This window comes from Streptomyces sp. NBC_01477 (assembly GCF_036227245.1).
GTDB lineage: Bacteria > Actinomycetota > Actinomycetes > Streptomycetales > Streptomycetaceae > Actinacidiphila.
Genome location: NZ_CP109445.1, coordinates 819,678 through 846,094, shown reverse-complemented (window position 1 = coordinate 846,094; position 26,417 = coordinate 819,678). Strand labels below are relative to the sequence as shown.

General features: G+C 72.3%; 20 protein-coding genes. 11 read left to right on the top strand and 9 right to left on the bottom strand.

From position 1 onward, the window contains the following. Window positions 1-28 precede the first annotated feature (28 nt). From OHA86_RS03285 to OHA86_RS03265, 5 genes are read right to left on the bottom strand one after another with little or no spacing between them, the layout of a single operon-like run. Window positions 29-787 (bottom strand): SDR family NAD(P)-dependent oxidoreductase, encoded by a 759-nt coding sequence (locus OHA86_RS03285; RefSeq protein ID WP_329172296.1) that lies wholly within the window; start codon window positions 785-787, stop codon window positions 29-31. Beyond that, the gene (locus tag OHA86_RS03280) at window positions 784-1,245 is read right to left on the bottom strand and encodes a nuclear transport factor 2 family protein (RefSeq protein WP_329172294.1); all 462 of its coding nucleotides are present in this window, start codon (window positions 1,243-1,245) and stop codon (window positions 784-786) included. The genes OHA86_RS03285 and OHA86_RS03280 overlap by 4 nt, the downstream gene beginning before the upstream one ends. Further along, the gene (locus tag OHA86_RS03275; RefSeq protein ID WP_329172293.1) at window positions 1,238-1,780 is read right to left on the bottom strand and encodes a nuclear transport factor 2 family protein; all 543 of its coding nucleotides are present in this window, start codon (window positions 1,778-1,780) and stop codon (window positions 1,238-1,240) included. Before OHA86_RS03275 ends, OHA86_RS03280 begins: the two co-directional genes overlap by 8 nt. After that, window positions 1,773-2,228, bottom strand: a complete 456-nt coding sequence (locus OHA86_RS03270) for a nuclear transport factor 2 family protein (protein WP_329172292.1) — start codon at window positions 2,226-2,228, stop codon at window positions 1,773-1,775. Before OHA86_RS03270 ends, OHA86_RS03275 begins: the two co-directional genes overlap by 8 nt. Continuing rightward, window positions 2,225-2,536: an antibiotic biosynthesis monooxygenase family protein gene (locus OHA86_RS03265; RefSeq protein ID WP_329172291.1), complete on the bottom strand. Its 312-nt coding sequence runs from the start codon at window positions 2,534-2,536 to the stop codon at window positions 2,225-2,227. Before OHA86_RS03265 ends, OHA86_RS03270 begins: the two co-directional genes overlap by 4 nt. A gap of 299 nt (window positions 2,537-2,835) precedes the next feature. On the opposite strand from OHA86_RS03265, the gene OHA86_RS03260 reads away from it, so the two are divergent. Together OHA86_RS03260 and OHA86_RS03255 are read left to right on the top strand one after the other, a co-directional pair. Next, window positions 2,836-4,419, top strand: a complete 1,584-nt coding sequence (locus tag OHA86_RS03260; protein WP_329172289.1) for an FAD-dependent monooxygenase — start codon at window positions 2,836-2,838, stop codon at window positions 4,417-4,419. Window positions 4,420-4,477: 58 nt separating this feature from the next. Further along, window positions 4,478-5,329 (top strand): NAD(P)H-binding protein, encoded by an 852-nt coding sequence (locus tag OHA86_RS03255; protein ID WP_329172288.1) that lies wholly within the window; start codon window positions 4,478-4,480, stop codon window positions 5,327-5,329. Between the two features lie 153 nt (window positions 5,330-5,482). On the opposite strand, the gene OHA86_RS03250 is transcribed toward OHA86_RS03255, so the two are convergent. Genes OHA86_RS03250 through OHA86_RS03240 form a run of 3 tightly spaced genes read right to left on the bottom strand, consistent with a single transcriptional unit; the run spans window position 5,483 to window position 8,338 of the window. Next, window positions 5,483-6,094, bottom strand: a complete 612-nt coding sequence (locus OHA86_RS03250; protein WP_329172287.1) for a TetR/AcrR family transcriptional regulator — start codon at window positions 6,092-6,094, stop codon at window positions 5,483-5,485. A 37-nt stretch (window positions 6,095-6,131) separates the two neighbouring features. Next, window positions 6,132-6,785 carry a hemerythrin domain-containing protein gene (locus OHA86_RS03245; protein ID WP_329172286.1) on the bottom strand — a complete coding sequence of 218 codons (654 nt, stop codon included), beginning with the start codon at window positions 6,783-6,785 and terminating at the stop codon, window positions 6,132-6,134. Window positions 6,786-6,805: 20 nt separating this feature from the next. Next, a complete protein-coding gene (locus OHA86_RS03240) occupies window positions 6,806-8,338 on the bottom strand; it encodes an MFS transporter (protein WP_329172284.1) in 1,533 nt (510 codons plus the stop codon). Between the two features lie 479 nt (window positions 8,339-8,817). Here OHA86_RS03240 and OHA86_RS03235 point away from each other — a divergent pair, with 479 nt between their 5' ends. After that, a complete protein-coding gene (locus OHA86_RS03235; protein ID WP_329172282.1) occupies window positions 8,818-9,717 on the top strand; it encodes an AfsR/SARP family transcriptional regulator in 900 nt (299 codons plus the stop codon). A 792-nt stretch (window positions 9,718-10,509) separates the two neighbouring features. Here OHA86_RS03235 and hisS read toward each other — a convergent pair. After that, window positions 10,510-11,838, bottom strand: a complete 1,329-nt coding sequence (hisS, locus tag OHA86_RS03230; protein WP_329172280.1) for a histidine--tRNA ligase — start codon at window positions 11,836-11,838, stop codon at window positions 10,510-10,512. A gap of 246 nt (window positions 11,839-12,084) precedes the next feature. Here hisS and OHA86_RS03225 point away from each other — a divergent pair, with 246 nt between their 5' ends. The 8 genes from OHA86_RS03225 to OHA86_RS03190 all read left to right on the top strand — a co-directional run bounded on the left by OHA86_RS03225 (window position 12,085) and on the right by OHA86_RS03190 (window position 26,330). Further along, complete coding sequence (locus tag OHA86_RS03225; protein ID WP_329172279.1) at window positions 12,085-12,723, top strand: LysE family translocator; 639 nt, start codon at window positions 12,085-12,087, stop codon at window positions 12,721-12,723. Window positions 12,724-13,203: 480 nt separating this feature from the next. Then, window positions 13,204-13,785, top strand: coding sequence for a GTP cyclohydrolase II (locus OHA86_RS03220; RefSeq protein ID WP_329182195.1), 582 nt, complete (start codon window positions 13,204-13,206; stop codon window positions 13,783-13,785). Window positions 13,786-13,800: 15 nt separating this feature from the next. Then, window positions 13,801-15,498, top strand: a complete 1,698-nt coding sequence (locus OHA86_RS03215; RefSeq protein WP_329172278.1) for a WD40 repeat domain-containing protein — start codon at window positions 13,801-13,803, stop codon at window positions 15,496-15,498. Continuing rightward, entirely contained in the window at window positions 15,495-16,499 is a 1,005-nt protein-coding gene (locus OHA86_RS03210; RefSeq protein ID WP_329172277.1) for a formylglycine-generating enzyme family protein, read from the top strand. The genes OHA86_RS03215 and OHA86_RS03210 overlap by 4 nt, the downstream gene beginning before the upstream one ends. Further along, entirely contained in the window at window positions 16,496-17,530 is a 1,035-nt protein-coding gene (locus tag OHA86_RS03205; protein ID WP_329172276.1) for a formylglycine-generating enzyme family protein, read from the top strand. The genes OHA86_RS03210 and OHA86_RS03205 overlap by 4 nt, the downstream gene beginning before the upstream one ends. A gap of 11 nt (window positions 17,531-17,541) precedes the next feature. Then, on the top strand, window positions 17,542-18,744 hold the full coding sequence (locus OHA86_RS03200; RefSeq protein WP_329172275.1) for a flavodoxin family protein: 1,203 nt from the start codon (window positions 17,542-17,544) through the stop codon (window positions 18,742-18,744). Window positions 18,745-18,795: 51 nt separating this feature from the next. After that, a complete protein-coding gene (locus tag OHA86_RS03195) occupies window positions 18,796-20,742 on the top strand; it encodes a non-ribosomal peptide synthetase (RefSeq protein ID WP_329172274.1) in 1,947 nt (648 codons plus the stop codon). Beyond that, window positions 20,739-26,330, top strand: coding sequence for an SDR family NAD(P)-dependent oxidoreductase (locus tag OHA86_RS03190; RefSeq protein ID WP_329172273.1), 5,592 nt, complete (start codon window positions 20,739-20,741; stop codon window positions 26,328-26,330). The genes OHA86_RS03195 and OHA86_RS03190 overlap by 4 nt, the downstream gene beginning before the upstream one ends. The last annotated feature ends 87 nt before the right edge of the window (window positions 26,331-26,417 follow it).

The window sequence follows — 26,417 nt, the reverse complement described above, 5'->3', positions numbered from 1 at the left end:
CTGCTCAGGGGTTCAGGCACTCGGGGGCTCAGAAGACGATTCCGGCACCGCCGTCCACCGCCACGATCAGCCCGGTGGCGAAGGACGCCTCGGGACGCGCGAGGTTCACCAGCCACCAGGCGACCTCCTCCGGCTGGCCCACCCGGCCCAGCGGCACCCGGGCGCGCTGCCGGTCGCGCATCACCGCGACCGCGGCGGCGTCGAGCCCGGAGTGCTCGCCGATCGGGGTCTCCACCGGCCCCGGCGACACCCCTGCCACCCGGATGCCGCGCGGCGCCAGCTCCAGCGCCCAGGTGCGGGTGAAGAAGTCCAGCCCCGCCTTCGTGGCGCCGTACACCGAATGGCCGGGCCAGCCGCGCTGGTTGCCGGCCGTGGTCACATTGATCACCAGGCCCTTGGCGGCCTCCAGCAGCGGCAGTGCCCGCTGGGTGAGGAAGAGCGGGGCCAGCAGATTGGTCTCCACCTGGGCGCGGGTGATGTCCCGCCCGATCCGGCCCAGCGGCGCGGAATTCATGGTGACCGCGTTGTTCACCAGGACGTCGATGCCGCCGAGTTCGCGGACCGCGGCGTCCACGATCAGGTCCTCGGCGCCCGCGGCGGAGATGTCGGCCGGGCAGGCCCTGATGGCCGGGTGCAGGCCGGCCGTCCCGGCCAGCCGGTCCGCGCTGCGGCCGACCACCAGAACCCGGGCGCCCTCGTCGGCGAAGGCCAGGGCGGTGGCCCGGCCGATGCCGGTGCCCCCGCCCGTCACGACGACCGAGCGGTCCCGCAGCGCGTCGCCGGTCACAGCTCGATGCGCTCGCCGGCGGAGGTCACCGGGGACCACCACATGTCGGCGCGGGGCACCCCGTCCCCGAACAGCGCGCTGCGGCCCTCGACGATCCGGCCGTTCTCCCAGCGCAGCATGTGCACGCCCTGCACCTGGAGCCGGTCGTAGGGGGAGGTGGTGCCCTCCTCTGCGCCCGGCCGGTAGCCGTCCAGCTCGTAGATGTCGATGGAGACGCCGGCCTCCGGCAGGATCAGCACGTGCTTGGTCGTCGCGCTGAACCGGCCGCCGTGCGCCTCGCCGAGCTTGGACATCTTGCTCAGGTAGTCGTCGAGGCCGTTGTACCAGCCGGAGAACTGGTGGTGTCCGGGCATCTCGAAGCGCAGGTTCTCGTCCCAGAACTCCAGGATCTTGTCCCGGTCGCCGGTCATGAGGGCTCCGTACGCGGCGTCCACCCGCTCGCGGGTCAGGTCAGCCATGGGTGTGGTCCTTCCGTGTCGGCGCACCGGCGCTGCCCGCCGGTGCGTTGTCGTGGGAGTTGATGCGGTGCCGCACCCGCCAGTCGCCGTCCTGCCGGACCAGCACGTCCTGCCCGGTGGTGCTCAGATAGACCTCGGGCGTACCGCCCCTGGGCGTCTGGAGCAGCACCGCCCGGTAGCGGGTGCGGACCGAGCCGTCGGCGGCCGGGGCGAGGTCCAGCATCCCGATCAGGTAGCGCCGGACGGCCGCGGCCTCCCGGCGGGCGGCGACCGCGCCGCGGGCCGCGGCGACGATCGCCGCCCGCCCGCGGCGCTCGGACGGGGCGTTCCCGGTCCACACCCGGCCCGCCTGCGCCTCCTGCTCGAAGAGCGCGTCCTCGGTGAAGGTCAGCGCCCACCGGTCCAGGTCGCCCTCGCCGAGGAGGTGCACCTGCCGGGCGTAGAAGCGCTCCACCTCGCCGTAGAGCACGCCGTCGGCGTACGGCGAGCGGACCGCGCCGGGGACGGTGCCGGCCGGGCGGGCGGCCTCAGGCACCGTCGTGGTTGATCTCGCGGTACTTGATCCGCCAGCGGCCGTCCTCGCGGACCAGGACGTCCTTGCCGGTCGTGCTCAGATAGACCGACGCCTTGCCGCCGACCGGGGTCTCGAAGACCACCGCGTAGTAGCGGGTGTGCACCTGGGCCGCGTCGACCTGGTCGGCGACGACCATGCTCAGCCAGTGCCGGCGCACCACGTTGCGGTTCTTGAGCCGGTCCACCCCGCGCCGCATCGAGGCGGCGATGGTGGACCGGCCGCTGGTCGGCGCCGGCTTGACGTTCTGCGCGAAGACGCCGTCCTCGGTGAAGCCGTCGGCCCACTCCTCGGCCTCGGCGTTGTCGAGCAGCTGCATGTGGTGGGAGTAGAACTGGACGATCTCGGCGTAGGTCTGCGCGCCGACCGGCGTCGCGGTCACCGGTACGGTCTCGGTCTCGGTCTGCGTCATCGCACACCCCCGACGGGCTCGGCCACGCCTTCCTCGACGACATCGCTCATATGCGGTTCGCCCTTGATGACGGTGCCCAGCGCCTTGAGCCGGCGCCGGAACTCCGGCTCGGCCAGCGCCTTGTCGAAGGTCTCCTGGCTCTCCCACTCGGCGACGTTGAAGTAGATGCCGGGGTCGTTCTGCGAACGGACGAGCTGGTACCGGATCAGGCCGGGCCGGGTCCGCATGAACTCGGCGACATGGGCGTAGATCCGCTCCAGGTCCTCGGCCGCGCCGGTGAGAGTCAGCTTGTTGACGAAGACGAACACGACGGCTCCTTGTCTCTGCGTGAGGGGACGGGTGCCAACTGTGCTGCGTGGTGCGGCAACCACCCTCGTACCGCCCGCTGATGGCGGGGTGGGGCGGCGGTGAGACCCGGCAGGGGCCGGGGAAGGGAGACGGCCGGGGCTACCGGGCCGACACCGGGATACGGGCCGGGCAGCAGCGAGGCCCGAGCGCCCCACCAAGAGCGGTGCGCAAGCTGGCGGCACGACCAACCAGCCCGCGAGCCCCGGGAGGCGCCGCCGTGTCGGATCCGGAAGATGCCCGTGACCAGGAGTCAGGCGAGGTGGAGGAGGTACCTGTCCTCATCGCCGGCGGCGGCCTGTCCGGCCTGACCACCGCGCTGTTCCTCGGCCTGTACGGCGTGCGGCCGCTGCTGGTGGAGAAGCACCCCGGCACCTCGGTGGTGATGAAGGCCCGCGGCCAGTACCCGCACACCATGGAGGCGCTGCGGGTCGGCGGGGTCGCCGACGCGATCACCGCCGCGTCGCCCGGTGGCACCGGCGAGTTCTACATGGCGCTGGCCAAGACCCTGTCGGGGCCGGTGCTGCGCGGCATCATGACCGAGGGCGAGATGAGCATGAGCCATGTCTCGCCCGAGGACTGGGCGATGGCCAGCCAGGAGCGCACCGAGGAGATCCTCGCCGCGCGGGCCGCCGAGCTGGGCGCCCGGCTCCGCTTCGGCACCGAGCTGGTGTCCTTCGAGGAGGACCAGGACGGGATCACCGCCGTGCTGCACGACCGCGCCGACGGCTCCCGCCGCACCGTACGCACCCGCTATCTGGTCGGCGCCGACGGCCGGCACAGCCCGGTCCGCACGGCGCTCGGCATCGCCATGCACGGCCGGGGGTTCCTCGGCAACGTCTTCCGGGTGTTCTTCGACGCCGACATGCGCGCCGCGGTGTCCGGCCTGGAGGGCGACGTCGCAGAAGGCGGCCGGTTCGCCCTGTTCCACCTGCTCGACCCGGTGCCCGGCGTGTTCTACACCACCGACGTGCCCGGCCGGTACGGCTACATCCGCGGCATGTCCGACGACCAGCCGGACTACACGGACTGGACGACCGGGCAGTGCGAGGAACTGGTGCGCACCGGGATCGGCATCCCCGACCTGAAGATGACGGTCGTCGGCACCGGCGAGACCACGATCGTCTGCGAGGTCGCCGACCGCTTCAGCCAGGGGCGGGTCCATCTGATCGGCGACGCGGCCAAGGTGGTGCCGGCGCCCGGCGGCCTCGGCGGCAACACCGCCGTCATGGACGGCTTCTACCTGGCCTGGAAGCTGGCCATGGTGGTCAAGGGGCAGGCGGGCCCGCGGCTGCTGGACAGCCACGACGCCGAGCGCCGGCCGGTCTCGGAGATGATCGCCGAGCAGCAGTACACCAACACCGTCGAGCGGCTCGGCCCCGACCTCGACGCGAGCACCGCCGTGGCCCCCGTCCACCCGGTCACCCAGGTCTTCGGCTACCGCTACGCCGGCGGCGCCGTCGTGCCCGAGCCCGGCGAGGCGGGGGAACTGCTGGAGGACCCGACCGCCCCGACCGGCCGGCCCGGCTCGCGCGCCCCCTACGTCCCGCTCGACACGGCCGGCGTGCCGTCCACCACCGCGCTCTTCGGCCGCTCCTTCGTGCTGCTGGCCGGCACAGGACCCGAGGGCGAGCAGTGGCGGCGGGCCGGCGCCGAGGCCGCGGCCCTGCTCGGCATCGACCTGCCGGTGCACCGGCTCGACGGCTGGGAGAAGGCGTACGGCGTCACGCCGGCCGGCGCCGCCCTGGTCCGCCCGGACCGCTTCATCGCCTGGCGGGCGCAGGACCACCACGAGGCCGGCGGCCTGGAGGCCGCGCTGCGTACCGTGCTCGACCGGCCCGAGTGACCCCGGGCGCCCGCGGACCGCGGCGCCCCACCGACGAGGAGGGATGACCATGTTTCTGGTGACCGGAGCAACGGGCAACATCGGCGGCAAGGTGCTGACCCGGCTGTACGCGGCCGGCCACAAGGTACGGGCGCTGACCCGCGACCCGTCGCGGGCCCGGCTGCCCGAGGGCGTGGACGTGGTGGCCGCCGACCTCGGCGACCCCGCCACCCTGCCCGCCGCCCTCGAGGGGGTGAACAAGGTCTTCCTGATGTCGCTCGGCCACAACAAGAGCAGCCATGACGCCCACCTGGTGGCCGCGGCGCAGCAGGCGGGCGTCACGCACATCGTGCAGCTGTCCACGCTGGGCGTCGAGGAGGTCGACGAGGAGAACGACACCCCGCTGGGCCGCTGGCACCGGATGGCCGAGCGGGCGCTGACCGAGTCCGCGGTCGGCTGGACGATCCTGCGGCCGAACGGCTTCATGACGCACGCGCTGGGCTGGGCGCCCGGCGTCCGCGGCGAGTCGGTGGTGCGCAGCCCGATCGCCGACCTGGCCGAGGCCCTCGTCGCGCCCGAGGACATCGCGGACGTGGCGGTGCGCGCCCTGACCACCGACGGGCACGAGGGCGTGGCCTACGCGCTGACCGGCCCCGAGGCGCTGACGACACGCCAGCAGGTCGCGGTACTGGGGGAGGTGCTGGGCCGCCCGCTGCGGTTCGAGCAGATCTCCCTGGAGGAGCACCACGCCGTGCTGGCCGCCCGCTACTCGCAGGAGACCGCGGACGGCGTGGTCAAGGCGCTGCGTACCGCCCTGGAGTCCGGCGACGACTTCCGCGGCCGGGTCTTCCCCGGGGTGGAGCAGGCGCTCGGCGCCCCCGGCCGTACGTTCCGGCAATGGGCGACCGAGCACGCCCACGCCTTCCGCTGAGCGCCGGGCGTCCCGCCGCGGCGCGCGGAGAGGGCCGGTCCACCCCGTATCGGGGCGGGCCGGCCCTCTCCGCTTCACCGGTCGCGGCGGGCGGCGCCGCGGCTCACGGGCCGGGTGCCGCGGGGCCGCGGTTCACCGCCGCGGCGCCGCGGCTCACTGGACCGCGTGCGCGGCCAGGAAATCGTCGACGACCAGCTCGACGTAGCCGGCGTCGAAGGTGCGGCCGGCCAGCAGCCTGCGGTACACCAGCGGCCCGGCGAGTTCGTCGATCGCCCGGTCGGTCTCCAGGTGCGCCGGCAGCTCGCCGCGGAATTTGGCGTCGTCGATCACCAGGCGGAAGACCTGCGAGCCGTTGCGGTACAGCGACTCCTTCAGCTCGGTGAACACCGGGTCGGCGCCGGCCCGCTCGATGACCGCCCGCAGGCCGGTCTCGCTGACCGGGTCGTGCAGCAGGGCGCGCAGGCCCTCGAGCTCCTGCACCAGGTCATCGCGCAGCTCGCCGGTCGGCGTGGTGTGCGCCCCCGCTATCCGCTGCGCGATGACGTCCCTGATCAGCTCGGCCGCGTCGGGCCAGTGCCGGTAGAGCGTGGTGCGCCCGACCCCGCTGCGCGCGGCGACGGCGACATGCGTCACGGCCGACCAGCCCTGCTCCACCAGGAGCTGCTGCGCGGCGCCCAGCGCCGCGGCGCGGCTGCGTGCCGCCCGCGGATCCGGTCCGCGCTGCGGGGCGCTGGAGAATTCTCCCGCCCCGGTTGACGTGGGCATCTCGACTCCGATCCGTTCCCGCCCCCGCGCCAGTGCCTCAGGCGCGGGAGGACGGCCCCCACGGTGACTTCCTGTCGTACCTGGGGCGCCATTGCCTACGGTAAAGGAACCTGACCGGCGGCGGGACGATGGCCAGCACCCGCTGCTCCACCTGGGGCGACGCGCCCTCCAGCATCCAGGGGAAGAAGTGGGCGGCGCCCCGCAGGCCGATGGTGCGCCGCTGCTCCTGGCCGAAGGCGTCCCACTCCTGCTCGGTCAGGACCGCGTCCACCAGCGGCAGGCCCTCGGTCTCCTCGTGCGCCAGGTGCGCGGTGAGCGCCGCCGCCAGCTCCTCCAGGGTCGCCCGCAGCCGGGAGGTGTCGCCCGTTTCGAGCTGCTCGCCGACCGAGTCCATCAGCGGGTCGAGCACGGCGTGCTCGGCCTCCATGGCGTCCAGCAGCGCCACCCGGCCGGCGTCGCCGCCCACCCTGGCCCTGATCGGCGGCCACAGGCTGTTGTCCTCGGCGGTGTGGTGGATGGTCAGGTAGCGCGCGAAGTCCGCCCAGCCGTGCCGGAAGGCCGCCGGGTCGCCGGTGCGGGCGTCGGCCGCCGTGATCAGCCGCGCGACGTCGCGCCGGAAGGCGTCGTGGGCGGCGTACATCATGGCGAAGTCCAGCTTGGACTGCGTGTCGTATCGGGTGTCGGTGCTCATCAGTGTCTCCTAGCGGGTGATCAGACGGCGACGTCGGTACGTGCCGCGTCCTCGGACGAGACCCGGATCACGGTGGCCGCGATGACCGCGGCCCCGATGAGGACGAAGCCGGCGATCAGGAATCCGATGCTGTAGCCGTGCGCCAGTGAGTCGTTGACGGCGTGCTGGACCTGCGGTGGGACCGGGCCGCTGCTCTTGCTGCCGGCGCCCCCGCTGCCGGGCAGCAGCTTCTCCATCCGGTGCCGGGTCGCGGTCGCGGCGACCGTGCCGAGCACCGCGAGGCCGAGCGCGCCGCCCACCTGCTGGCTGGCGTTGAGCAGTGCCGAGGAGATACCGGTCTCCTCGCCCCTGATCCCGGCCACCGCCGCGAGTGTCAGCGGCACGAAGCACAGCCCGATACCGCTGCCCGCGATCAGCAGCGGGCCGAACAGGGACCCGAAGTACGCGCTGTCGGCGTCGATGCGGGACAGCCAGAACATGCCGCCCGCGGACACCAGCGTGCCCACGCTCAGCAGCAGCCGCGGACCGACCCGGGCCACCACGGCGCTGCTCAGCGTGGCGAAGACCGCCGCGCCCACCGCGAAGGTGAGGAAGGCGAATCCGGTCTTGAGCGGGCTGAACCGCAGCACGATCTGGATGTACAGGGTCAGGAAGTAGAACAGCACGATCAGCGCGGAGCCGACCGCGAGCATGATGGCGTAGGCGCTGGACCGGTTGCCGTTGCGGAAGATCCGCAGCGGCAGCAGCGGGGAGGCGGAGCGGGCCTCGATCAGCAGGAAGGCGATCAGCAGCGCGCCGCCGACGGCCAGCGGCACGACGGTGCCGGTGCTGCCCCACGAGTGGCTGGCCGCGTTGATCAGCCCGTACACGACCAGCGACATGCCGGCCGTCACCGACAGGGCGCCCGGCAGGTCCAGCCGGCCGCCGGCCGGACGGGACTCGCGGAAGGCCCGGGTGGCGGCCGCCAGCACGAAGGCGCCGATCGGGACGTTGATGAACAGCACCCAGCGCCAGCTGAGTTCGTCGGTGAAGACGCCGCCGAGCACATTGCCCAGCGCGCCGCCGATACCGGAGACCGCGCCGTAGACGCCCATCGCCTTGTTGCGCTCGGCGCCCTCGGCGAAGGTGCTGGTGAGCAGGGCGAGGGCGGCCGGGGCGATGAGCGCGCCCGACACGCCCTGGGCGGCGCGGGCGCTCAGCAGCCACGCCTGGTCCTGGGCGAGACCGCCCAGCAGCGAGGAGACGGTGAGCAGGGCGGCGCCGGCCATGAAGGTCCTGCGCTGGCCGTACTTGTCGGCGATCCGCCCGCCGAGCAGCAGCAGGCCGCCGAAGGTCAGGGCGTACGCGTTGACGACCCATTCCAGGTTCGACGCGGAGAAGCCGAGCGCCCCCTGGATGGACGGCAGGGCCACGTTCACGACCGAGACGTCCAGCACGACCATCATCTGGGCCAGTGCGATCAGGGTGAGAGCCAGCCCCTTGCGGGAGGAGGAGGCCTGAGCAGTGTCGCCCGGGAGGGGCATGACCCCCGGCCGGACGGTTCGATCGGTCACGAGGGAACTCCTGACAGTGAGCCGCGGGAAGGAAGATGTCTGGAACAATCTGTCCCGTATCTGTGGAACAGTATGCTCTGCAAAGGGTAGGCGGGCAAGTTTCGCCCGTCGCAGCAGGTCGGCCGCCTCCAGGTGCCTGAGATCCAGCCACCATCGAGAACCACCAGAGTGGGCACAGATCACAGCTGTGTACTGGTATTACTTCCGCTCTCAGGTCGGCCGACCACTCACTCCGTGCCCGTCAGAGGTGTCGCTCCCGTAAATTAATTTAACGACAATTTGCAATTGTCGGGGAGATGCGATCCTAATGTACTGTCGGGTATTTTGCGGGAAATGCTTGATTTCGGCTCCGGTGGCGCATAAAATCCCCACTGGTTGTGTCCAAAAAATGATAGACCTGGCTCGCGTTTGGGGCTTCCGACTGCACCATCCCTTCTCCCGGTACGCTGCGTCACTTGGAAAGGTGGTACCAGGCCTTCATGGAATTCGCCATACTCGGCCCGCTCCGGGTGTACGAACAGGATCGCTTCTACGCTCCGACGGCTCCGAAGCAGCGCCAGCTGCTGGCGCTGCTCCTGCTGAACGCCAATCAGGTTGTGTCCACGAGCACCTGCATCGAGGAACTCTGGGAAGACAACCCGCCGAATACTGCGATGTCGACGCTGCAGTCGTACATTCTGCAATTACGGCACAAGCTGCGGCAAGTGCCGCGAATCGGCAGCCTGCAGGCGGCACGGCGCATCCTGGAGACCCGCGGCGGGGGATACCTGCTCTCCGTGCGGTGCGACGCGCTCGACGTCAACGTGTTCGCGGACCTGGTCCGCGACGGGCGGGCCGCCCTGAGCAAGGACGACGCCCGCGCCTCCCGTCTGCTGGGCCAGGCGCTGACCATGTGGAACGGCGCGGCCCTGGCCGACGTGACCGCGGGACCCATCCTGCGCACCCACCTCGTCGGCCTGGAGGAGAGCCGGATCAGCGTGCAGGAGCAGCGGATCGAGGCCGATCTGCGGCTGGGCCGCCACCACGACCTGCTCGGCGAACTCAGTTCGCTGACCACCCAGTACCCGACCCACGAGAACCTGCACGCGCAGTTCATGCTCGCCCTGTACCGCTCGGGCCGGCGCATCCAGGCCCTCGGCGTCGTCCAGCGGCTCCGCAAGGTGCTGCACGACGAACTCGGCCTGGAACCGTCGCCGCGAATCCGCCACCTGCACCAGGCGATTCTTGCCTGCGATCCGTCGATCGAGGCGCCCGAGCAGCCCGACAAACTGCTTTCGCTGGATCTGGTGTCGCATTCCGGCCACCCGAGACGGTCGATCGGGCATTCGTATCCGGTGTCGGACATGGCGGATTTCATGCCGCGCGCAGTGGACGAGTAGTACGGGGACCGTCATAACGGGGTGTACACACCAGACAGCGGGGGCAGCGTAGCCCGCCGCTGTTCGGCAGGATCATGAAAAAGCGCCCCCCAGGGGGCGGACGGGGATACGTGCCGGCAATCCTTCAAAAAACCCAGGGGTCATCCCTTTGGTGAAGCGAAAGCCGTGCCGGAGAGCTTGATCGTATCGGTCGTGGTGCCGGTACGTGTTCCTCACCGGGAAATCATCTCAATGGTTCCGTGGCGCGCCAGCGGGAATCGGCCATATTTTCTGGCCCCCCGGCCGACTGCTGACGCCACCCCCGACCGCCCCCGCCGTAAGACGCCCGGAAGGCCCCCGTGCGGCTGTCCGGCCCCTGCGAGGGCGGATTGGCGAGGGCCTTTCGCCGGTGCGACCGGGCGGAAGTCGTGCCTCCGGAACAACGGACGCCACGCGTCCGGATAAAGCAGGGCCGTGTCGGTCTTCTCACGGACGCCGGGGGGCATCGGTGCCTCGATGCGGCCGGGCCGCATTCGGCGGACAAGATCCCGTCCGCGGCGCCGGACTCCACTTCGCCGCTCCTTGCGTTGCGCCGGTGTCCGCTGTTCTCCCGGGGGCGCGTGATACTGCCGCGCATCATCGCGGAGAAGTCGCGGACACCCGTGCTCCCCCATTCGCACAGGGAGTCCCCGAAACTCGGCCGGGGATCGGGAAACCCCCGCTCCGCGGCGATCTCGAAGATCCGATCGCCTTGCGTTCCCATCCGTTTGTCCCGGGACGGGCCGGCAGCGGAACGGGGTGTCCCGGTGCGGGTCAGCCGGCCGGTGCGAACCGCCGGGCGATGTCCGCGGCGGCTTCGTCGAACGCGACCCTGGTCTGCTCACCGCTGACCATGTCCCGCACGGTGACCGCGCCGTCGGCGTGCTCCGCGGCTCCGTAAATGAGGCAGAAGCGGGCTCCCTGGCCACTGGCCCACTTCATCTGGCTGGCGAACTTCCGGCTCGACCCGAGGTAGACGCCGGTGCGGATCCCGGCCTGGCGGACGCGGTCGGCCAGCCGGAAGCTCTCGGCGGCCAGATCCTCGTCCATGACGGTCACGGCCACGTCGATCTGCGCGTAGTCCGCCTCCGCGCCCTGGTCGAGCAGCGGCAGGATGCGCTCGATGCCGAGCGAGCCGCCGCAGGCCGGCGAGTCCTTTCCGCCGAGCCGCCCGATCAGGCCGTCGTAGCGGCCCCCCGACGCGATCGACCCGGGCACGCCGGGCGCGACGACCTCGAAGATGATGCCGGTGTAGTAGTCCAGGCCGCGGACCAGATTCGGGGTGAAGGCGATGCGCGCGGCGGGGATCGTGTCCTTGGTGAGTGCCAGCAGGCGGTCGACCTCGGCCAGGCCCGTCTGCCCGGTCTCGCTCGCCTTGAGCCCTTCCCTGATCCTCTCGGCGGCGTCCGGCGCGGTGAGGTCGTCCACCAGGCCCTGGGCCACATCGGCCGCCAGGCCGCGGCCGGCGACCAGTTCGGCGACGACCGCCTCGGGCGAGAGCTTGTCCAGCTTGTCGAGCGTGATGAGGACGCCGGAACCCAGCTCCGCCGGGACGTCGTAGGCCTCCAGCAGCCCGAACAGCACCTGCCGGGAGTTCAGCAGGAAACGGAACTCCGGCACCCCGAGCGAGTCCAGCGCGTCGTGCAGGGCGAGCACGATCTCGGCGTCGCACAGCGGCGAGGAGGAGCCCACGATGTCCAGGTCGCACTGGACGAACTCGCGGAAGCGGCCCTTGCCGGGGCGGTCGGCCCGCCACACCGGGGCGATGGTGTAGCGCTTGTACGGCGTGGGGAGCTGGCTGCCGTACGCGGCCACCGCGCGGGCCAGCGGCACGGTGAGGTCGTAGCGCAGCGCGAGGTCGGCCTCGCCGCTGGCTTCGTGCTCCCCGCGGCGCAGGATCTTGAAGATCAGCTTGTCGCCTTCGTCGCCGTACTTGCCGGCGAGCACGTCCAAGCGCTCGAACGCGGGGGTCTGGAGCGGCTGGAGGCCGTAGCGGGCGAACACGCCGCGGATCGTGGCGAAGGCGTGCTCACGCTTCTCGTACTCTGCTGCGAGGAAATCCCGGGTCCCGGACGCGGGCTCAAACTGTTTCGATGAGGCCATGCGGGCTATCGTCCCGGAATCCGGTGCCGCGCCGCAAAACGGCCCGGCGGCGGCCCGCCCCGGCCGGGCGCGGAGGCCCGGCCGGAACGGACGCGCCGCCTCAGCCGCCTGCCGGAGACCGCGGCACCCGCCGTGACCGGCGGCGATGCGGCGCGGTGCGTACGCGCGGCGCCGCGTTGATCGTATTTCGGGCCGCGTGCCGGAAATCTCTGACGTCCCAGGGGCGTGCGTGCTTGTATGTGGCTCATGTTGTCTACAGACCGCTTACTGGCATTCGCGGCCGTGTCGTTCCTGCTGATCGTGATCCCCGGCCCGAGCGTGCTGTTCGTGGTCGGGCGAGCCCTGGCGCAGGGACGCCGGGCCGCGCTGACCACCGTCGCAGGCAATACCCTGGGGGCCTATCTGCTCGTCATCGCCGTCGCACTCGGCGTCGGCACGGTCGTGGAACGTTCCGAACTCGTCTTCACGGTGCTCAAGCTCCTGGGCGCCGCGTATCTGGTCTACCTCGGTGTCAAGGCGATGCGCCAGCGCGGCGCGCTCCAGGCCTCGTTCAGCGGTGAAGGACCCGCCTACGGCGGCGCCCGCACCCTGTGGGAGGGGTTCGCCGTCGGTGTGGCCAACCCCAAGACCATCGTGTTCTTCGCCGCGGTGCTGCCGCAGTTCGTCGACCGCCACCACGGGCACATCGCCGTGCAGATGCTGGTGCTCGGTCTGGTCTTCAATGTCATCGCCGTGGTCTCCGACAGTGTGTGGGGACTGGCGGCCGCGACCGCGCGCAGCTGGTTCGCGCGTTCGCCCAGGCGCCTCGCCCTCGTCGGCGCGATAGGCGGCCTTTCCATGATCGGACTCGGCATCATCATCGCGATTACGGGCCACAGAGACTGATTCTCCGCCTGTCGCGCGGCCCTCCCCGCGCGGCGGGCGTCCGGCCCGACCCGCCGTCCCGACGGCTCTGAGCAGCCGAATCGCTCCTCCCGGCGGCCCGGACACCGCTTCGGAATCTTGAATTCCATCCCGCCGTTGTGGCTGATAATCCACGCCGTGGCCGGTTCTGAACTCTTTGCGCGGCGGGTGCTCTGTGAATGGCAAAGCACCGAGTTCGGAATTCAAGATCATCCCAAAGCGATTGTGCTGGGCACCCTTGACACGTCCGCGTTGCTGCGACAGGGTGTCGCCTGGATCAAGTCGGACCTGCGGCATTCGAATGCCGCAACCAGCGTCACAATGGTTCCGGCTAGACGAGTAGCCGACTTCAGGTGGCGGGGGATGTCATTAGATAACCGTTCTTCCCACTCGCTCAACGGAATTCACGTACCCGAGCAGGCGGCTGAAAACCAGCCAGGGCCTCCCCGTATTCGTGCCAGGGTGAGTGTTCCGCTCCAGGTCGCCGACGGCGAGTTCGCAGTGACCGAGATCATCACTTTCGACGGGCTCGCCGACGGCCGCGAACACCTTCTCGTGGTGTTCGGCGACGCCTTGTCGCAGGCCGTCCCGATCGTCCGGCTGCACTCGGAGTGCCTGACCGGCGACGTGCTCGGATCGGCCCGTTGCGACTGCGGTCCGCAGTTGCGCGAGGCCCTGCTCCTGATGCACGAGAGAGGCGGCATCCTGCTCTACCTCCGCCAGGAGGGGCGCGACATCGGGCTGTACAACAAGCTGGACGCCTACGCGCTGCAGGACACCGGCATGGACACCTTCGAGGCGAACCGGGCGCTGAACTTCCTGGACGACCAGCGCACCTATTCCTCTGCGGCGCAGATGCTTGTCGCGCTGGGCCTCAAAGAGATCGAGATTCTCTCGAACAATCCGGAAAAAATCCGGCAGTTACGCGAGAACGGCGTCGTCGTCCACAGTCAGCGGCTCACCGGTGTGCATGTCACCGATTCGAATCGCAAGTACCTCAAGGCCAAAGTCATGCACGCCGGCCATTCCATCGAAATTGACTGACGAGGAGCCTGGACCGTGATCGAGCACAAGAGTCCGATCAGCGGAATCGCCGCCTATGAGGACAAGTACATAGCGAGCGCCGGCTATGACAACCAGGTGATCCTGTGGGATCAGAGCACCGACCGCCCGGTGAACCGCGTGCTGCACGACCACTTGGCGAACCAGTGCGCTTTCAGCCCCGACGGCACCTTACTGGTGACGTCGTCGAGCGACTACACCGCGCGCCTGTGGTCGGTGCCCGACCTGCGCCTGCGCGCGGTCCTGAACGACCAGGTCGACGACGTGGAGATGTCGGCGTTCCACCCGACCAGGGAACTGGTCGCCACCGCCTCGCGCGACCACCGCCTGCGGGTCTACGACTTCAGCGGGAATCTCGTCCACTCCTGCGCGGGCCACACCGCCGACGTCATCTCGGTGGACTGGTCGGCGGACGGGTCGCAGCTCGTCACGTCGAGCGACGACGGCACCGTGAAGCGCTGGTCCTCCGACACGGGCGAGCTGCTGGAGGACATCGACCTCGGCGGCGTCGAGACCGACACGATCGTCATCGACGGCGACGGCACGATCTACGCCGGCAACGACGAGGGCCAGATCATCGTGATCCGCGGCGAGGAGCGCACCGCGGTCCAGGGACACGACGCCGGCATCAAGCGCCTGGTCCTCGGCAGCGGGCGCAATCTGCTGGTCAGCCTCAGCTACGACCGCAAGCTGCTGCTGTGGGAGACCTCCGGCGGCGACCTGCGCAAGGTCGGCCAGTCCGAGATCCCCGACGACGTGTGGCCCCGCTCCTGCGCCTTCGCGGCCGGCACCGTCCTGGTCTTCGGCACCTTCGGCGCTTCCTACCGCTCCTTCGACTACTCCAGCGGCGAGTGGAGCACCAGCGAGGTGGCCCCCACCCCGGGCGTCAACGCGGTCGTCGCGCACGGCGGCAGCGTCTACACCGTGGGCGACGCCGGCATCGTGGCCAGGGACGGCGTGGAGCAGGCCCGGATGGGCAGCCTGTGCAACTTCCTCACCCCGGTGAGCGCGACCCTGACGGTGACCGGCGGCCAGCTCGGCAAGGTGCTCGACGCCGGGACCGGCCGGGTCCTGCACCAGCACCGCTCCCCGCTCAACTGCGGCGCCCGCTTCGAGATCGACGGCGTGGCCCACGTGCTGATCGGCGCCTACACCGGCGAGGGCCTGGTCTTCCGGCTCGACGCGGACGGCGAGCTGCACCACGTGGTCGACATACCGCTGCACCCGAACGCGGTGAAGGGCGTCGCGGCCTCCGGCGACCTGCTCTTCTCCGTCTGCGCCGACACCGGTGTGGCCTGGCACGACGCGCGGACGCTGAAGCTGGTGCACCGGATCGAGGCCGCGCACGACCGGATCGCCAACGGCTGCGTCGGCCTGGACGGGGGACGCTTCGCCAGCGTGGGCCGCGACCTCCAGCTGCGCCTGTGGGAGCCCGACTTCACCTCGCGCGTGGTGCCCACCACCCACCCCAACTCGATCAAGTGCGTCGCCGCCGACACCTCGGGACGGCTGATCGCGACCGGCTCCTACCACGGCCACGTCAAGATCTACGACAGCCGGAGCCAGGAGTGGGTCGTCGAGGACCGGCCGACCACGTCCGGCATCTCCTCGCTCGCCTACGACGCGGACCGCGGGCTGTTCCTGGCCGGCTCCTACGACAGCAACGTCTACGAGATACCGGGGGAGCCCGCGTGACCGCTCCGTCCGGGCGGCCCCTACCGATCGTCAAGGATCCCAACCGGCTGAACGACCGGCAGGCGATGGGGCTGCCCGACTCGCTCGTGGAACGAGTGCCGCACGACGTGTTCGCCGGCCACGCCGACCTGTTCGCGCTGCCGCCCGCCGACCTCGCCGCGGTGTGCGCCGACGAGAACCAGAAGTTCGCCCGCCGCTATGCCGCGGGCTCGCTGCTGGCGCTCACCGGCGACCCCCGTATCCGGCCGGGCGACCCGGAGACGGTCCCGGTCCCGGCGGCGCGGTGCGAGATCGGGCTGCCGCCGGAGCGGGTGGCGGAGGTGGTGCGCCAGTGGGCCGACGTCGGTGTGCTGGAGTCCTGGATCCGCAAGGAGACCCCCCGCCACCGGGTCGCCATCGGGGCCTTCCGGATCATGCGCTACCCGGTGACCAACCTGGAATACCGGGTGTTCCTCGAGGACACCGGCCTGGACGCGCTGCCCACCTCCTGGGAGCTGGGCTGCTACCCCGTCCACCGCGCCAACCACCCGGTCTGGACGGTGCGCCCTGAGCACGCCGACGCCTACGCCGGCTGGCTGGCCGCGCGCACCGGCCGCCCCTTCCGGCTCCCGACCGAGGCCGAGTGGGAGTACGCGGCCGGCGGAGGCGGGGCGGACCGCGAATTCCCGTGGGGGCCGGACTTCCGCAGCGACCACGCGAACACGGTCGAGGAAGGGCCGCTGACCACCACCCCGGTCGGCATCTACCCGGCGGGCCGGTCGCCCTTCGGCGCCGACGACATGGCCGGCAATGTCGAGGAATTCGTCGCCGACGACTACGCGGCCTACCCCGGCGGCGCCGACGTGGCCGACGACCTCACCGCCACCGGCAGCTACCGGGTGGCGCGCGGCGGCAGCTTCACCCGCTTCGGGGACCTGGCCCGCTGCGCCAGACGCCACGGCTGGTTCGACCGGAAGATCTACGCCATCGGCTTCCGGCTGGTCGAAGAGGTGGCGCCGTGACGGTCGCGAGCGGGGAGCCGATGGCCGTCAACCTGGACATGATCGGCGACCGGCAGGCCATGCGGCTGCCGCCGTGGTTCCAGGGGCGCTCGTCGCCCGAGGACCTCGGCGGGCACGCGGCCGAGCTGCTGGGCGAGTCCCCCGACGGCCTCGCCCGGATCGCGGAGGACCCCGGGTCGCCGTTCGGGCGGCGGTACATGGCCGCGTCCCTGTGCGGCCTCGCGGGGGATCCCCGGGTACGGCCCGAGGACCCGGCCATGGTGGACATCCCGGCGGCGCGGGTGCGTATCGGGCTCGCGGAGGAGCGCATCGGCCACGTCCTGCGGCAGTGGTCGGACTCCGGGCTCCAGGAGGCGTACCTCAGGAAGGAGTGCCCGGCCCACGACGTGGAGATCGGCGCCTTCCGGATCATGCGCTATCCGGTGACGAACCTCGAATACCGCCGCTTCCTGGAGGACACCCGCGCCCGGTGGCTGCCCACCTCCTGGCACTTCGGCTGCTATCCGGACCAGCTCGCCAACCACCCGGTGTGGACGGTCCCGCCGCTGGCCGCCGACGCCTACGCGGACTGGCTGGCGGCCAGGACCGGCCGCGCCTTCCGGCTGCCGACCGAGGCCGAGTGGGAGTACGCGGCGACCGGCGGCGAGGCCCGCGAATACCCGTGGGGCGACACCTTCCGCGAGGACGCCGCGAACACCTCGGAGGCCGGGCCGCTGTCCACCACCCCGGTCGGCATCTACCCGGCGGGCCGGTCGCCCTTCGGCGTGCTCGACCTGGCCGGGAACGTCGAGGAGTACACGGCGGACGACTACCGGCCCTACCCGGGCGGCGAGTTGATCGCCGACGACCTCGTCGCCTACCCGGCGGGCATGCAGTCCGCCGACGAGCGGCTGCGGTCGTTCAGCAGCTACCGGATCGTCCGGGGCGGCAGCTTCACCCGCCGGGGAGATCTGGCGCGCTGCCGGCGCCGGCACGGACTGTACGACCGGTCCCACTACGCGGTGGGTTTCCGGCTCGCGGAATCGCCATAGGGCGGGGAATCATGCGCAGGGCGCCCAATATCGCCGTCATCTACTACAGCAGGAAGGGAACCGTCCACGCGCTCGCGCAGGCGGCAGCCGCCGGTGCGGGTACGGGCGGCGCACATGTGCGCCTGCTGCGCGTGCCGGGGGACCCGCAGGGCGGGGAGCGGGCCGATCTGCACGGGATCCCGGTGGCCGCCCCCGAGGACCTGCGCTGGGCGGACGGGGTGGTGCTGGGCACCCCCACCTACTACGGCAACATCTCGTCCCCGCTCAAGCGGTTCATCGAGTCGGCCTCGGCGCTGTGGCGCGAGGGCGCGCTCGCCGACCGGGTGGTCACCGCGATCACCACCTCCAACAGCCCGCACGGCGGGCGCGAGACCACCCTGCTGGCGCTCTACCAGAGCATGTACCACTGGGGCGCGCTGATCCTGTCGGCCGGGACCACCGACGAGGCGTTCACCGCCGCGGGCGCCAACCCCTACGGGGTCTGCGCGCCCTCGGACCAGGAAGGGGCGGTCGGCGCCGCGCCCTTGTGGGCCGCGCAGACGCTCGGGGTGCGGGTCAGCCGGGCCGCCGCGCGGATGGCGGCGGGCCGCGACGACCCGCCGGCCGGCGGTCCGGGGCGGATCGCGGTCATCTGCGATCCGCGCGAGGGCGCCACCCGCGCGCTGGCCGCCGCGCTCGCCGAGGGCGCCATGGCGGCGGGCGCCGAGGTCAGGCTGCTCCCGGTCGGCGCGTCGAGGCACTGGGGAAGCCGCGGCGCGACCCCGGCGGACGTGGAGTGGGCGGACGCGGTCGCCATGGGAGCGCACGCACGGATCGGGACCGTCTCGCCGCTGCTTCTGCAGTTCATCGAGGAGTGCGAGCCGCTGCGCGCGTCGGGAAGGCTCGACGGCAAGGCGGCCACCGGATTCGTCACGACCTCCCACCCGCACAGCGGCAGCGAATCCGCGCTGCTCGCCTTCTACAACGCCATGCACCACTGGGGAGCGGTCATCGTGCCCCCCGGCTACACGGACCCGTCGATCACCACGGCGGGCGGGAACCCGTACGGGATCTCGCACACCGCTGCCGACGGGCCGCTGCCGAGCCGCGAAACCCTGGCGGCGGCCGTCTTCCAGGGCGGCAGGCTGGCCCGCGTCACCACCCAGCTGCGCGGCCCGACCCGCCCGGCCGCCGCGGCCCCGGCGAGACCCGCCGACGCACAGGCCGCCCGCTGACACTCACCCCCCCCCGCCCATTGGCACCCCGTTCGCGTGAGAGGAGCGGCGATGACATCTGCGAGTGACGCCGTGACGGCACGACAGACCAGCACCACCGAGATCCGGCACCTCGACCTGCTGCTGCGGGAGCACGGCGAGCGCAGGCCCGTAGCGCCGGCGATCCTCGCGCCCGGCCTGCCCGCGCTGACCTACGGCGCCCTGCGCCGGCAGGCCGACCGCACGGCGCAGGCGCTGGCGTCGGCGGGCGTCGGCCGCGACGACCGCGTCGCCGTCGCGCTGCCCGGCGGTCCCGACGCGGCGGTCGCCCTCGTCACCGTGGCCTGCGCGGCCGTGGTCGCCCCGCTCGACCCCGCGGGGAAGGCCCGCGAGTTCGACGCCCTCTTCGCGGACATGGACATCACGGCGCTCGTCGTCCGGCGCGGCGCCGACACCCTGGCGGCGGCCGTCGCCAGGGCGCAGGGCCGCCTCGTCATCGAACTGGTGCCGGTGCCGGGCGGCGCGGCCGGCGAGTTCGACCTCGTCCCCGGCACCTCGGCCCTCCCGGCCGGCCACGACCCGGCAACCCCGGCAACCCCGGTCGATTCCCCCGCCGGGAGCGGGGCCGACACCGCCTTCCTCATGCACACCTCGGGCACGACCGGCCGGCCCAAACTCGTCCCCCAGACCCACGACATCGTCTGCGCCTCCGCCCGCAACATCGCGGCCAGCCTCGCCCTCGGCGAGCAGGACCGGTGCCTGAACGTCCTGCCGCTCTTCCACGGGCACGGCCTGATGAGCCCGCTGCTGGCGACCCTGTGGGCCGGCGCGAGCGTCGTGTGCCCGCCGGGCTTCGACGCCGCCGCCTTCCCCGGCTGGCTCCGGTCGTTCGAGCCGACCTGGTACACCGCGGTACCCGCCATCCACCAGGCCGTCGCGGGCACCCTCGCGAACCGCCAGGACGCGCCGGCCCGCCCGCTGCGCTTCGTCCGCTCGGCCTCGGCGCCGCTGCCCGCGCGGCTGCGGGATTCGCTGGAGCGCGCCACCGGCGCCCCGGTCATCGACTCCTACGGCATGACGGAGGCCTGCTCGATCATCACCAGCAACCCGCTGCCGCCCGCCGAGCGCAAGCCGGGCTCCGTCGGCGTCTCGATCGGCAACGAACTGGCCGTGCGCGGCGAGGACGGGAAATTCCTGGCGCCGGGCGAGACCGGGGAGATCGTGCTGCGCGGCGCCACGGTCATCAGCCGCTACGACAACAACCCGGCCGCCGACGCCGCCGCCTTCGCCGACGGCTGGTTCGGTACGGGCGACAGCGGCCACCTGGACGAGGACGGCTACCTCTTCATCACCGGCCGCATCAAGGAGATCATCAACCGGGGCGGTACGAAGGTCTCGCCGGTCGAGGTCGACGAGGAACTGCTCGCGCACCCCGCGATCGTGGAGGCCGCGGCCTTCGCCCTCCCGCACGCGACCCTGGGCGAGGAGGTCGCCGCCGCCGTCGTCGTCGCGCCCGGGGCGCAGGCCACCGACGACGACATCCGCGACTTCCTCGCCGCCCGGCTCGCCGAGACCAAGATCCCCCGGCGGCTCTTCCGTGTAGCGGAGATCCCGCGCACCAGCACCGGCAAGATCCAGCGCACCGAGCTGGCCGCCCACCTGGTCCGGCCGCAGGGAGCGCCCTCGGCCGCGCCGGGTACGGCCCTGGAGAGCACGGTGGCGGGCATCTGGTGCGACCTGCTGGGCCTCGAACAGGTCACCGCGCACGACCACTTCTTCGACCTGGGCGGCAACTCGCTGCTCATCCGGCAGGTCCAGGTGCGGCTGCTGGAGGTCACCGGCCGGGACGTGCCCGTCGTGGAGCTGTTCGCCCACCCCACCGTCCAGGCGCTCGGCGCGTACCTCGCCAGCGCCGGCGACCTGGGCGACCCGGGGCAGGAACTCGGCACGGCGCAAGGAAACCGACGGCTGGCGCAACAGCTTCAGCAGCGCCGACAGCAGATGGACTTCGACATATGACAACGGGCCTTGAGATAGCCATCGTCGGGATCGCCTGCCGCTATCCCGGCGCCGAGAACCCGGACGAGTTCTGGGCGAACCTGCGCGACGGCGTCGAGTCCATCACCCGCTTCGGTGAGGACGAGCTGCGGGCGGCCGGCGTCCCGGAAGAGCTGCTGCGCGACCCGGACTACGTGCGGGCGCGCGGGATCCTCGGCGATCCCGCCCTCTTCGACGCGGGGTTCTTCACCATCACCCCCAGGGAAGCCGAGCTGATGGACCCCCAGCAGCGGCTCTTCCTCGAATGCGCCTGGGAGGCGCTGGAGAGCAGCGGCTACGCGGGGGACCGGCGCCCCGCCGCCACCGGCGTCTTCGCGGGGGCGTACGAGAACACCTACCGGCGGCACGTCCTCGCCGACCCCGGGACGGTCGAATCCGCCGGGTGGCTGCTGACCCACCTCAGCGGCGAGCGGGACTACCTGGCCACCAGGACGTCCTACAAACTCGACCTGCGCGGCCCGTCCCTGACCGTGCAGACCGCCTGCTCGACCTCCCTGGTGGCCGTCCACCTCGCCTCGCAGGCCCTGCTCAGCGGCGGCTGCGACCTCGCGCTGGCCGGCGGCAGCACGGTCAGGGCCCGGCAGACCGAGGGCTACCTCTACGAGCCGGAGGGCATCCTGTCCCCGGACGGCTTCACCCGCTCCTTCGACGCGGCGGCCCGCGGCACCGTCAGCTCCAGCGGCGTCGGCATCGTCGTCCTCAAGCGGCTCGACGAGGCGCTGCGGGACCGGGACACCGTCTACGCGGTGATCAAGGGCACCGCCGTCAACAACGACGGCGCCGCCAAGGTCGGCTTCAGCGCCCCCAGCGTCAGCGGTCAGGCCCGGGCGATCCGCGCGGCCCACCTGATGGCCGGCATCGACCCGGCCGCGGTCGGCTACGTCGAGACCCACGGCAGCGGCACCGCGCTGGGCGACCCGATCGAGGTCGAGGGGCTCGCCCGGGCCTTCCGCGCGGCGGGCGGCCGTACGGGCTCGCACGCCATCGGGTCGGTCAAGTCCAACATCGGCCACACCCACGCCGCCTCAGGAGTCGCCGGGCTGATCAAGACGGCGCTGGCCCTGCGCAACCGGCAGATCCCGCCGAGCCTGCACTACGAACAGCCCAACCCCGACATCGACTTCGCCCGCCTGCCCTTCCATGTGAACACCGAACTCACCGAGTGGAAGACCGACGGCGCCCTCCGGCTCGCCGGCGTCAGCTCCTTCGGCACCGGCGGCACCAACGCGCACGCCGTACTGGAGGAAGCACCGGCCCGCCCCGCGACCGTCTCGCGCCGGCCCTGGCAGCTCCTGCCGCTGTCGGCGCACACCGACACCGCCCTGGAGACCGCCACCGACCGCCTCGCGGCGCACCTGCGCGGCAACGGGGGGCAGCAACTGGCCGACGTCGCCTACACCTTGCAGGCCGGCCGCAAGGTCTTCGCCCACCGCCAGGCCCTGGTCTGCGCCGACCCGGACGACGCCGCCGAGGCGCTGGAGGCCCGGGCGCCGCGCCGGCTGCTGCGGCAGACCGCGGGACCGGCAGGCGCCCGGCAGGTCGCGTTCATGTTCTCGGGCCTGGGCGACCAGTACCCGCACATGGCCAAGGACCTCTACGCGTCGGAACCGGTCTTCCGCGCCGAGATCGACCGCTGCGCGGCGCTCTTCCGGCCGCACCTCGGCGTGGACCTGCGCACCCTGCTCTACCCCGAGACCGCCGCGCCGGCCGGCGGCGGGATGGACCTGCGCGCGATGCTCGCCCGCGGCGCCGGCCCGTCCGCCGCGGCCGCGGAGCTGGACCGGACCGTGCACGCCCAGCCGGTCACCTTCATGGTGGAGTGGGCGCTGGCACGGCTGTGGATGGACTGGGGCATCCGCCCGCAGGCCATGATCGGCTACAGCATCGGCGAGTGGGTGGCGGCCTGCGTCGCCGGGGTCCTGACCCTTGAGGACGCCGTCTTCCTGGTCGCCAGGAGGGCGCTGCTGATCGACGAGCTGGACGGCGGCGCGATGCTCGCCGTGTCGCTGCCCGAGGAGCCGGCGGCGCTGCTGGACGAGCGGCTCTCGGTCGCGGCGGTCAACGGCCCCGCGCTGACGGTGCTCGCCGGGGCCACCGACGCGGTCGCCGAGGTGGAGGAGCGCCTCGCCGTGGACGGTGTCGCCTGCCGCCGCTTGCAGACCACGCACGCCTTCCACTCCCGGATGATGGAGCAGGGCCGGGCGCCGTTCGTGGAACTGACCAGGACCGTGACGCTGCGCGCGCCCGAGATCCCGTACCTGTCCAACGTCACCGGCACCTGGATCACCGACAGCGAGGCGACCGACCCCGCCTACTGGGCCCGCCACATGTGCGAGACGGTCCGCTTCTCCGGCGCCGTCACCGAGCTGTGGCGCACCCCCGGGCGCATCATCCTGGAGGTCGGGCCGGGACAGGCGTACAGCAGCCTGGCGCTGCAACTGCTGCCCGAGGGCGCGGGCGGCGACCGGATGGCGCTGTCCTCGCTGCCCGCCGACCGCACCGCCCGGTCCGCCGCGCGCTTCCTGCTCACCTCGCTCGGCCGGCTCTGGCTGGCCGGTGTCGAGCCGGACTGGGACCGGGTCCACGCAGGCGAGGCGCCGGGGCGCGTACCGCTGCCCTCCTACCCCTTCGAACGCCGGCGCTACTGGATCGACGACGCCCCCGGCCCCGGCCGCGCCCAGCACCGGCCGCAGGCCGCCTCGATGGCAAAGCGCGCGGACGTCGCGGACTGGTTCTCCGTACCCTCCTGGACCTCCACCGCGCCGCTGGCCCCCGTCGGCGACGGGGAACTGGCCGGTGAACCCCGGCGCTGGCTGCTGTTCACCGACGGGCAGGGCACGGGACAGCGCGTCGCGGACCGGCTGGGCGGCGCGGGACACGACGTCACCACCGTGGTCGCCGCGGAGCGGTTCGAGCAGCTCGGCGACCACCGCTTCGCCGTCACGCCGGACCGCCGCGAGGACTACGACCAGCTGCTGCGCGTCCTGGGGGAGCGGGACGCGCTGCCGCAGACAATCGTCCACCTGTGGACGCTGACCGGCGAGAGCCCGGGGCGCCCCACCGTGGCGCACTTCGACGCCCTCCAGCGCCGCGGCTTCCACAGCCTGCTGCTGCTCACCCAGGCCTGGGGCGCGCACGGCGCCGACGCCCCGCTGCACCTGGCCGTCGTCTCCGACGGGCTGCGGCAGGTCACCGACGGGGAGCAGGTCACCCCCGCGAAGGCGACCGTCATCGGCCCCGTCACGGTGGCACCGCAGGAACACCCCGGCCTCACCGCGCAGAGCATCGACCTGGGCACGGGCCCGGCCGCACAGGGCGCCGCCGCCGCCGACCGGCTGCTGACCGAACTGGTACGCAGGCCCGCCGATCCGGTCGTCGCCCACCGCGGACGCGGCCGCTGGACACCGGGCTGGGAGCCGGTACGCGTCGAGCAGCCCGAGCGGCCCCCGGTACGCATCAGGGACCGCGGCGTCTACCTGATCACCGGCGGGCTCGGCGGCATGGGCCTGGCGCTGGCCGAGCACCTGGCGCGTACCGCGCGGGTTCGGCTGGTGCTGGTCGGACGCTCGCCGCTGCCGCCCAGGCAGGGCTGGGCGGACCTGCTCGCCGCCCAGCCCGAGGAGGACGAGACCGCGGCCAGGATCCGCAAGGTGCTCGCCCTGGAGGAACTGGGCGCCGAGGTGCTGGTCCTGGCGGCCGACGTCGCGGACGAGGACCGCATGCGGGCGGCCGTCGCCGAGGCCACCGGGCGCTTCGGCGCCGTCCACGGCGTGATCCACGCGGCCGGTGTCCCCGGCGCGGGCGTGATGCAGCTCAAACGCCCGGAGGCGGCGACCGCGGTCCTCACGCCGAAGACCCACGGGGTACTGGTCCTGGACGCGCTCATGGACTCGGTCCTCGACGCGGCGGCGCTGGACTTCGTGCTGCTGTGCTCCTCCACCATCGCCCTCAGCGGCGGCCTCGGCCAGGTCGACTACTGCGCCGCGAACGCCTTCCTCGACGCCTACGCCCACCACCGGTCCGCGGCCGGCGGGCCGTACACGGTCTCGGTGAACTGGGACGCCTGGCAGGAGGTCGGCATGGCGGCCAAGGTGGTCGGCCGGCCCGCGGAGCGGGCGCCGGGACCGCGCGCCCTCGGCCACCCGCTGCTCCACACCTGCCTGGCCGACACGCCGGCCCACGCGGTCTACGCGGCCGAATTCAGCAGCCCCCGGGACTGGCTGGTGGACGAGCACCGCATGCTCGGCATCCCGGTGATCCCCGGCACCGCGTATCTGGAGATGGTGCGGGCCGCCGCGGCCGACCAGGGACTCGGCGACGTACTCCGCTTCGAGGACGTCCTGTTCCTGGCGCCGGTCGTGCTCGCCGACGGGCAGGCCAGGGAAGTCCATGTGGTCATGGAGAAGCTGGCGGGCGAGTGCCGGTTCTCCGTCGTCAGCGCGGCCGACCGCTCCGCCGCGGACGGCGCCGGCCGCTGGAGCGAGCATGTGACGGGCCGCGTGCTGTCCTTGGCGCCGCCGGAGCCCGATGCACCGTACAAGGTCTCGGAACTGGTGGAGCGGCACGGCCTGCGCGACGCGGGCGAGGTGCGGCACGACGGGCCGATGACCTTCGGGCCGCGCTCGCGGTGCGTGGAGCGGGTCTGGGCGGGCGAGGGCGTGGCCCTGGCCCGGCTGGCGGTGCCGGAGCGCTACGGCGAGGAGGTCGCCGCCCTCGGGCTGCACCCCTTCCTGCTCGACATCGCCACCGGGTTCGCCAGCCTCTACCTGGAGCGCGACTACCTCATGCCGCTGCGCTACCGGGCCATCGACGTCCTCGGCCCGCTGCCCGCACGGGTGCACAGCCTGCTCGGCTACCCGGGCGACCGGGAGGGCAGCACCGGGGAGACGGTCTCCTTCGACGTGACCGTCTTCGACGAGGACGGCCGGATACTGCTGCGGGCCGAGGAGTTCGTCATGAAGCGGGCGCGCGCCCTGGACACCAAGCTGGTGGCGCTGCGCGACGACCGCTCCGACGAGGTCGGCGACTACGCCTACCCCCGGGTCCCGGGGGCCGCGGAGCGCGGTGACAACGCCTTCCTCGCCCACCTGGAGACGGGCATCCTGCCCTCGGAGGGCGTGACGGCCTTCGAACGGGTACTGTCCCGCGACCTGTCGCCCCAGGTGGTCGTCGCGACCAAGGACCTGGCGGCGATCGTCCGCAACGTCGGCGCGATCGAGTCGGGCCCCGAGGCGGCGGCCGAGGCGGGCGTACCGGCTCCGGCGCACCCCAGGCCCGCGCTCGCGACCCCGTACACCGCGCCGCGCACCGCGCTGGAGCGGACGCTCGCCGAGCTGTGGCAGGACCAGATCGGTGTGGCGGAGGTCGGCGTCCACGACAACTTCTACGAGATCGGGGGCCATTCACTGCTCGGCATCAAACTGCTGGCCCGGCTGCGGGACACCCTGCACGTCCAGGTCGCCCTGCAGTCCCTGTTCGACAACCTCACCGTCGCCGAACTCGCCGCGGTCGTCGCGGCGCAGCTTCCGCACGGGCAGGACGCGCAATGACGCCGGCGCGAAGCCGCCGCGCGGTACTTCGGCAGCACAGGTGTCCGGCCGGCGCGGTCCGCGCGGACGGACGTGGACACGACGGGA